Genomic DNA, 6,505 nt, shown 5'->3' with positions numbered 1-6,505 from the left:
CGAATCCGACCGTGTCACCAGCCCCCAACCAGCTGACCTGCACCTTCAACGCGGCAGGGACTCCAGATCCCCTGAATTACGCGGAACGCAGGACCACGGTGTGGATGGACTGCTCGGCTCAACACGATCCGCACAGCCCGCCGGCGTGCTCCGCGCCGCAGTCCTCGCACGGTGCCGCGCGGTGGGCTGCCTCGGCGGCCTCGGCCCGCTGCTCAGCCCGCTCGCGATCGACGACCTGCTGTTCGGCGCGCAGCATCCGTGCCGGCGCAGGTGGGCGTCGACCGCGGCGCGACGCTGGGGCCCGGTGACGTCGGCCGGAAGCTGGACGACGGCCTCGCGGACCAGGACCTGGTGGGTGGAACGGCGGTCGACGAGCTGCTGCTCGCAGGTGCCCGCGGCGCAGCCGGATGTTGTCGATCGGCTGGCCGTCGATGTCCAGGTCTGCGTGCACTACGGCCCGTTGTCGGGCAGTGTCGTGGGGTGGAACGGCTGTGGTGTCAGGTCAGCTGGGCGGCCGGGTCAACGGCCGATCGTCACTGCTGCGGCGGCTGGGGCCTGTTTGGTGAGGGTGTAGGCACGGCGGCCGCCGTTGCGGGAGGTCGGGACGGCGGTCAGGTGGATGAGCAGCACTCCGGCAGGGACGGTCTTGGGAGCCGGTCCGGCCCAGCGCAGCCAGATCGCGATGCGGCCGCTGGTGGTCGTCGTCGTACGGGACCGCGGAGTTCGCCGGGGAGAGGCGGCCGCCAGCGCGATCACGCTGTCCACGGTCGCCTGGCAGGCCATCAGCTCGGTGACGGCGTCGGTGTAGAGCCTGCGGCGCGCGGCCTGGTTCGCCAGCTGCACCTGGCTCTGGGAAGTGATCTGCGCGCTGCGGGTCGCACCGGCAGCGCCCGTCCGGGCGCCGCTGCCCAGAGCCGTGGCGCAGATCCCGACGAGACCGACGGGCCTGCCTGCCGGAACGCATCTCGAGTCCCGATCGGCCCGACGCACGCTCGGCTGGCCGATCGGGCACTTCAGAACGGAGGCTCGTCGTGCCAGGGGCCGACCACCGGCTGGGGCGGCTCGGGGCTGGGCTGCCGAAGGACGGCCACCGCGTCGTCGGTGCGGCCGAGGTCGATGAGGTAGCCGGCCAAGGCGCGGCGGTTGGCTGGGGCGTGCGGCTCAAGGACGGCGACGGCCTCCCCTATGCGTCCGGCATCGGCCAGGAGCTCTGCGATGTCCTTGGCCGCGTACCAGGTGTTGCCCTCGGGATGAGCCCGGGCCTGTTCGACCGCCGTGTCGGCACCTGCGCTGGCGGCGATCAGCGGCAGCCGCATCCAGAACAGGTCCCACCTCTCCTCGCCGCCGCGGCGGGCCCTGAGGTCGTCGAGGTGGGCCAGGCCGTCCCCGGCGCGGCCCTGGTCCAGGCACAGGTCGGCCAGGGCATGGAGGATCCAGTCCTCGCCGGGGCGGGTGTCGGCCTGGGCCCGCATCACGTCGATCGCCTCGCCACCCCGGCCGTGCCGGGCCAGGAGCCGAGCGAGGTGGAAGGCCGCGTTCGGGTCCTGAGCCGCAGGCTCGGCGGCCTGCCGGTACACGGCGATCGCGCCCTCGACGTCGCCGTGCTCCTCCAGCAGCTCCGCCAGCCGCTGCGCGGCGTCACCCAGGTCCTCGGTCGCCGCGTAGGCGCGCAGGTCCTCGATCCGGCCGTGCCGGGCCAGCAGGTCGGCGAGTTGGTTGCGGCCGTTGACCGAGGTGGTCTCCCGGCGGCGGAGCAGGGTGATGGCCTCGTCGACGCGGCCCTGGCGCTCGCGGATCGTCGCGAGCAGGCCGATTGCCGTGTCGAGACCGCGGCAGCACCACGGGCCGTCGCAGCGGTGGTCGGCCCGGACCCGGGCGGCGAGCAGCGCCGCGGCCTCCTTGTTGCGGCCTGCGGCGACGGCGACGTCGACCAGGGCGCGGGCGAGGGAGGGGTCGTCGATGTGCGGCTGCAGGTGAGTGAACGCCTCTTGGGCGCGGCCGTGGCGGGCGAGCAGGCGGGCGTAGGACTCGAGTGCCATCGGGTGCCCGAGCGCCATCCGGGCGCGGATCAGCTCGATCGCCTCCTCGATCCGGCCCCAGCCCTCCAGCAGTCCCGCGGTGGTCTCGGTGGCCGTCCACCAGCCGGTCGCGAGATACGGGCCCAGCACGTCCAGTGCCTCGGCCCGCCGTCCCCGCTCGTTGAGCAGCCGTGCCCACTCCCGGGCGCAGAACCACTCCCCACTCCGGGCCTGCTCCTCCACCACGGCGGCGTGACCGCGCTCCAGCAGCCGGGAGACCAGCTCCGGCGGGATACAGCCGGACTGTGTGCGGGTTTGGCGTTCGAGATCGGTGGCGTCCACGGACAGGCACCGTAGCCCCCACCCCTGACACCGGGCGCCGGTCCGGCGGCGGCGACGGCAGACCGGCACAGGTACCGTCTCGGCATGCACGCCGATCCCCCCGACCACGAGTCGCCCTCCAGCCCCGGGGCCTTGTCCGTCGAGGACCTCGTCGACCAGGCTGCCGACACCGCCGTACGCACCGGCGATCCCGCCGCCGTCCAAGCCCTTCTCGACGACCTGGACCAGCAGGGCGCAGACGCCCTGTGGGAGGGAGCCCTGGTCTGCCTGGCGATGCTCTCCAGCCGCCCGGTCTACGGCCGGCTGGACGAATACGCCAGCGTCGCCCGGCTGCGCCAGGCCGCGACCGCGACGCCAGACCGGGTGACGTCCATGGTGCTGGAGCTGCTGGCCGTTCACCGCGAGTTCGGTGTTCGGGCGGCTCGCCTGGTGTGGGAGGAAGCCGACGAGCCGGTGCGATCGGTGGCGGTCGTTCAGCTGCTGATCACCATGTGCGCCGCCGTCGGGACGGAGAGCGGCCGGCTGTCCGCACCCCACATGGTGCGGCTGGTCAAGCAGCTGGTGATCGGCGCCCGCTGACGGCCGGCACCCTCGGGCGGTTGGGTGTGCCGGGTTCGGACGACCGAATTTCAGGGGTCATGACATGCGAACAGGACGGGGCGCCTGACGGGTTCTCTCCTACGTTGGAGATGATGGAGCGGTGTCTCTTCGCTACTTCAATCAGACCGGCTGGACTGCCATTTTTTAACGGCACCGAGACCGGCCGCACGGTCCGCGTAGAGGGCCGGGAACCGGAACAGCACTGGTGGTTGACCCCAAACGAGGCGCCATGCGCTTGGTCACGGATTACGAGGACTTCTCCCACCTGGAGCGGGCTGACCAGGTCGTGGCCGCGGTGCCCGGTGGAGGGTGGAGGGCTCACTGGACAGATCAGGGTCCAAACGGAACTCCTCTCACCGAGCAGGTCCTGGCCTGGCTGATCACCTCTCAGCGGCGGGCAACAGCAATCACGGTCGATGTCTACGGCCATGTCGAGGACGCCGACAGCGCCGACACCTTCATCCCGCCGGGTGAGGAACTGGGGTGACAGTCTTGGGTCCGGATCGCGCAACGCCAGCACCGACGGAACTTCGTTCCGAGGCCGAGTGGGACGGCCCCTACTATCGCGTTCGAACCGATGGTTTCGAGGCTTTCTTTCTCCCGAACCCTGATGAGGTACTCGACGAGGTCTGCAACGTCGATGCTGAGGTTCGCCTCCCCGATGGCTCTCGCTGGAGTGCGACGATCTTCACAGTCGCCGAGGTCAGCCGGTTGATGAAGAGGTGGGAGGAGACAAGCGAAGCGGCAGGTGGTCGGTGCTTCTGGTGCTCGGACGGCCTGATTGTTCGAGATCCCGGCATCCGGGAGATGGTGATCGTGATCGCCGAGCTGCTTTCGTCCGAAGAGTTCGAAGGGGCCTTCCACCGTCTCGACTCGGTGTGAGCTCCGATGCTTCATGACTGTGCATCGCATTGAAATGTCCGGATCGCCCTGAGCACCTTCCTTCCCAAAGGGGTCAGCGTCATCGACCGTCCCCGTTCGGCTCTCACCAGCAGAGGTCCACCGAGCTCTCGCTCGATCCGGTTGATCTGCGCGACAAGGGTGAACGTGTTGAGGCCGAGGCCGCTCGCCGCAGCGCCGAGCCGCAGCACAGAGGCGGGGCCGACACGGGCGTCGATGGCCCGGACGGTGCCGGGCCGCCCTGCCGTCGGCGGCTCGGGTGGTTCACTCCTTCTGCTCCCGACCAGGGGAAAGCCGAGGGGCGCCCGGCCGGTCTGTCGGTGCGCGGTCCTACGGTCCCGGTGTGACCGATACCGACACCGTTGCTCTCACCGCGGCCTGGCGGCACTTCAGCGCCTGGCTGGCCGCCCATTCCCCCGACGACCACGCGGCCCTGCGCCCGCCGGCCGACGCCGGGCGGATCACACATCTGGAGGAAGGACTCGGTTTCACCCTGCACCCCCAGCTGCGCGCCCTGCTCGAACTGCACGACGGCGTCGCGCAGCCACCCGACGGGGAGACGTACCCCGCGGGGTCCTTCCTGCCGCTGGGACACCGGCTGATCCCCACAGAGCACATCCTCACGCGCCACCGGGAGTTCGCCGAGGTGCTCCCCGCGGAGAACTTCGGCCCCGAGAGCTGGCGCGTCCTAGTCAGCCACGCGCACTGGTGGGTACCCATCGCGCTGCCGAACGACGGGGGCCTGCTCTTCGTGGACCACCTCCCCGGCCCCGTCTACGGGCACGTCTACGAGATGGGCCTCGGCTCAGGCGGCGCCGCCGGCAGCCTCTGGGCCACCGGCCTCACGGACATGTTCACGGCCCTGACGGACAGCCTGACCACCGGCCGGCCGTTCCACCACTTCGTCCCGGACACCCACCGGCACGCCCCCGGACACCACCGCATTGGCTGGCAGGTCGTGCTGTAGTCCCGTCGGGACGGCGCACCGGGATTCCGGCCCGGGCGGCGGGACGGCGACCGAGGCGAGGACGGCCTCCGCGAAACACCGCGGGCCTCAGCCGGTGGCCGGCTGCGCCAGCGCGGGGTGACCCGCTTTTGATCCGCCGTCGTGGTACTCGTCTCCCCCGCCTACGCGGGGAGGACCCGCCCCGCAGCCTCCGGGCGATGGAGGCCCGCGGCTGACCCCCGCCTGCGCGGGGAGGACCCGACCATCGCATCGGCGGCCTCCTCCACCGGCGGCTGACCCCCGCCTGCGCGGGAGGACGGACACCGGCAATGGCCACGGTCACACCATCACGTCCTCCCCGCGAGCGCGGGGGCCAGCCGGCACGCGGCCGGTGCGGACGTACGCCTCCAGAGTCCTCCCCGCGAGCGCGGGGGTCAGCCGCTCTCTGGGAACACCTGATGAGGACGGGGCGCGTCCTTCCCGCGCCCGCAGGTCAGCCGGGGCTGTTGGGCAGTCAGCAGCGCGGTGGTCCTCCTCGTGCCCGCGGGGATTCGCTTCGTCTTCGGGGCCGGCTGTCGTACGGCGCTGCAGTCCTTGACGGTGGCTCCTTCTTTCGACGATCCCCGCAGGCTCAGGGGGAGACCCGGACGTTCGGCGGTGACCGCGGAGCACAGTGTCGCGGTCGTCTGCCACGATGGGCTGCTCCTTGACACCTCAACAGGCCAGCCCACCGTGTGCTCCTCGGCAGGCTGGTCAAGAAATGGCAAAGCCGACAGAACGGTGCAGGTCGCGAAGGTCTTCCCCGCGAGCGCGGGGGTCAGCCGGCTGCGGCTTCAGAGGAGACCCTACCTGTACGTGTTCAGAAGCCTGCGGTGTCCAGTTCGAGGCTCAACGGGGGCGGGAGCTGCAGCGGTGTGCCGAAGGGATGGGGGCCTTCGATCCGGGTGTAGCCGAGCTGGCCGGGCTGGGAGAAAAGGGTGCAGGTACGTTCCTGGCGGTCGACCAGGAGGTACACGGGAGCGCCGAACTGCGAGTATCGCCGGCGCTTCGCCGTCCGGTCGGTCTCCCCGTTCGATGGCGAGGTCACCTCGACGACGAGCACGGTCTGGTCAGGTAGGAGCGCCCCTTCGGTCTTCGCGAGCTCCGCTGGCACGACGGCCAGGTCCGGAACGTAGTAGTTCGGCGTTCCGGGCAGGTCGAGGTTTCCGGAACCGGCACGCAGCCCGAGCTCGCGCATCCGGGGCCCGATCTGCTCACGGATCAGGTCCACAGCGGTCTCATGGGCCCAGGAAGGCGACACGGGGACGATGACTCCCTCGACGATCTCGACACGGTCACCCGCCATATGCTGAATCGCGTACTTCAGCGCCTGCTCCGGGTTCGGCACCTGACTGTAGTCACCCGGGCTGGCATGCGCCGTACTCATGTGCTGCTCTCCTGTCCGGATCTCAGTCCTCGGGTTGGCTCCCGTCGGTTAGGGGCACTCGAGGGATCTGCGGCACCTAGGAACGTTACTAGGAGCTGCCATGCGGCGTGAACGGCGTGCCGGATCGCGCCGGCCGTGACCGACTGGACCGCGGTCCCGTCCGCGAGCTGGCCACCGGCCTGCGTTCCGCGTAATTCAGCGGCCTAGAGTCACGAATCTGGGGTCTGACCTGGGCGGACATGGGTGAGGGCGCCTGAGAGCCGTTTCTCTAGG

General features: G+C 70.6%; 8 protein-coding genes. 4 read left to right on the top strand and 4 right to left on the bottom strand.

Annotated elements, in window-relative coordinates:
- Positions 1-519 precede the first annotated feature (519 nt).
- Positions 520-843 carry a hypothetical protein gene (locus tag ACIQ87_RS40025; protein WP_402417164.1) on the bottom strand — a complete coding sequence of 108 codons (324 nt, stop codon included), beginning with the start codon at positions 841-843 and terminating at the stop codon, positions 520-522.
- A gap of 170 nt (positions 844-1,013) precedes the next feature.
- Positions 1,014-2,360: a hypothetical protein gene (locus tag ACIQ87_RS40020; RefSeq protein WP_402417163.1), complete on the bottom strand. Its 1,347-nt coding sequence runs from the start codon at positions 2,358-2,360 to the stop codon at positions 1,014-1,016.
- A gap of 84 nt (positions 2,361-2,444) precedes the next feature.
- Between ACIQ87_RS40020 and ACIQ87_RS40015 the strand changes: the two genes are divergently transcribed.
- From ACIQ87_RS40015 to ACIQ87_RS40005, 3 genes are all read left to right on the top strand, one after another.
- Positions 2,445-2,939: a hypothetical protein gene (locus ACIQ87_RS40015; protein WP_402417161.1), complete on the top strand. Its 495-nt coding sequence runs from the start codon at positions 2,445-2,447 to the stop codon at positions 2,937-2,939.
- A gap of 250 nt (positions 2,940-3,189) precedes the next feature.
- The gene (locus ACIQ87_RS40010; protein ID WP_402417159.1) at positions 3,190-3,447 is read left to right on the top strand and encodes a hypothetical protein; all 258 of its coding nucleotides are present in this window, start codon (positions 3,190-3,192) and stop codon (positions 3,445-3,447) included.
- 5 nt (positions 3,448-3,452) lie between these two features.
- Complete coding sequence (locus tag ACIQ87_RS40005; protein WP_402417165.1) at positions 3,453-3,842, top strand: hypothetical protein; 390 nt, start codon at positions 3,453-3,455, stop codon at positions 3,840-3,842.
- Between the two features lie 11 nt (positions 3,843-3,853).
- Here ACIQ87_RS40005 and ACIQ87_RS40000 read toward each other — a convergent pair whose 3' ends face one another.
- On the bottom strand, positions 3,854-4,051 hold the full coding sequence (locus ACIQ87_RS40000) for a LysR family transcriptional regulator (RefSeq protein WP_402417157.1): 198 nt from the start codon (positions 4,049-4,051) through the stop codon (positions 3,854-3,856).
- Between the two features lie 152 nt (positions 4,052-4,203).
- Between ACIQ87_RS40000 and ACIQ87_RS39995 the strand changes: the two genes are divergently transcribed.
- Positions 4,204-4,827 (top strand): SMI1/KNR4 family protein, encoded by a 624-nt coding sequence (locus ACIQ87_RS39995; RefSeq protein WP_402417155.1) that lies wholly within the window; start codon positions 4,204-4,206, stop codon positions 4,825-4,827.
- Positions 4,828-5,665: 838 nt separating this feature from the next.
- Here the strand turns inward: ACIQ87_RS39995 and ACIQ87_RS39990 are convergent.
- Positions 5,666-6,232 (bottom strand): Uma2 family endonuclease, encoded by a 567-nt coding sequence (locus tag ACIQ87_RS39990; protein ID WP_402417153.1) that lies wholly within the window; start codon positions 6,230-6,232, stop codon positions 5,666-5,668.
- Positions 6,233-6,505: the final 273 nt, after the last annotated feature.

This window comes from Kitasatospora sp. NPDC096204, assembly GCF_044763205.1.
Taxonomy (GTDB): domain Bacteria; phylum Actinomycetota; class Actinomycetes; order Streptomycetales; family Streptomycetaceae; genus Kitasatospora.
Note: the sequence above shows the minus strand (reverse complement) of the source record. Positions and strands in the feature narration are given on the sequence as shown.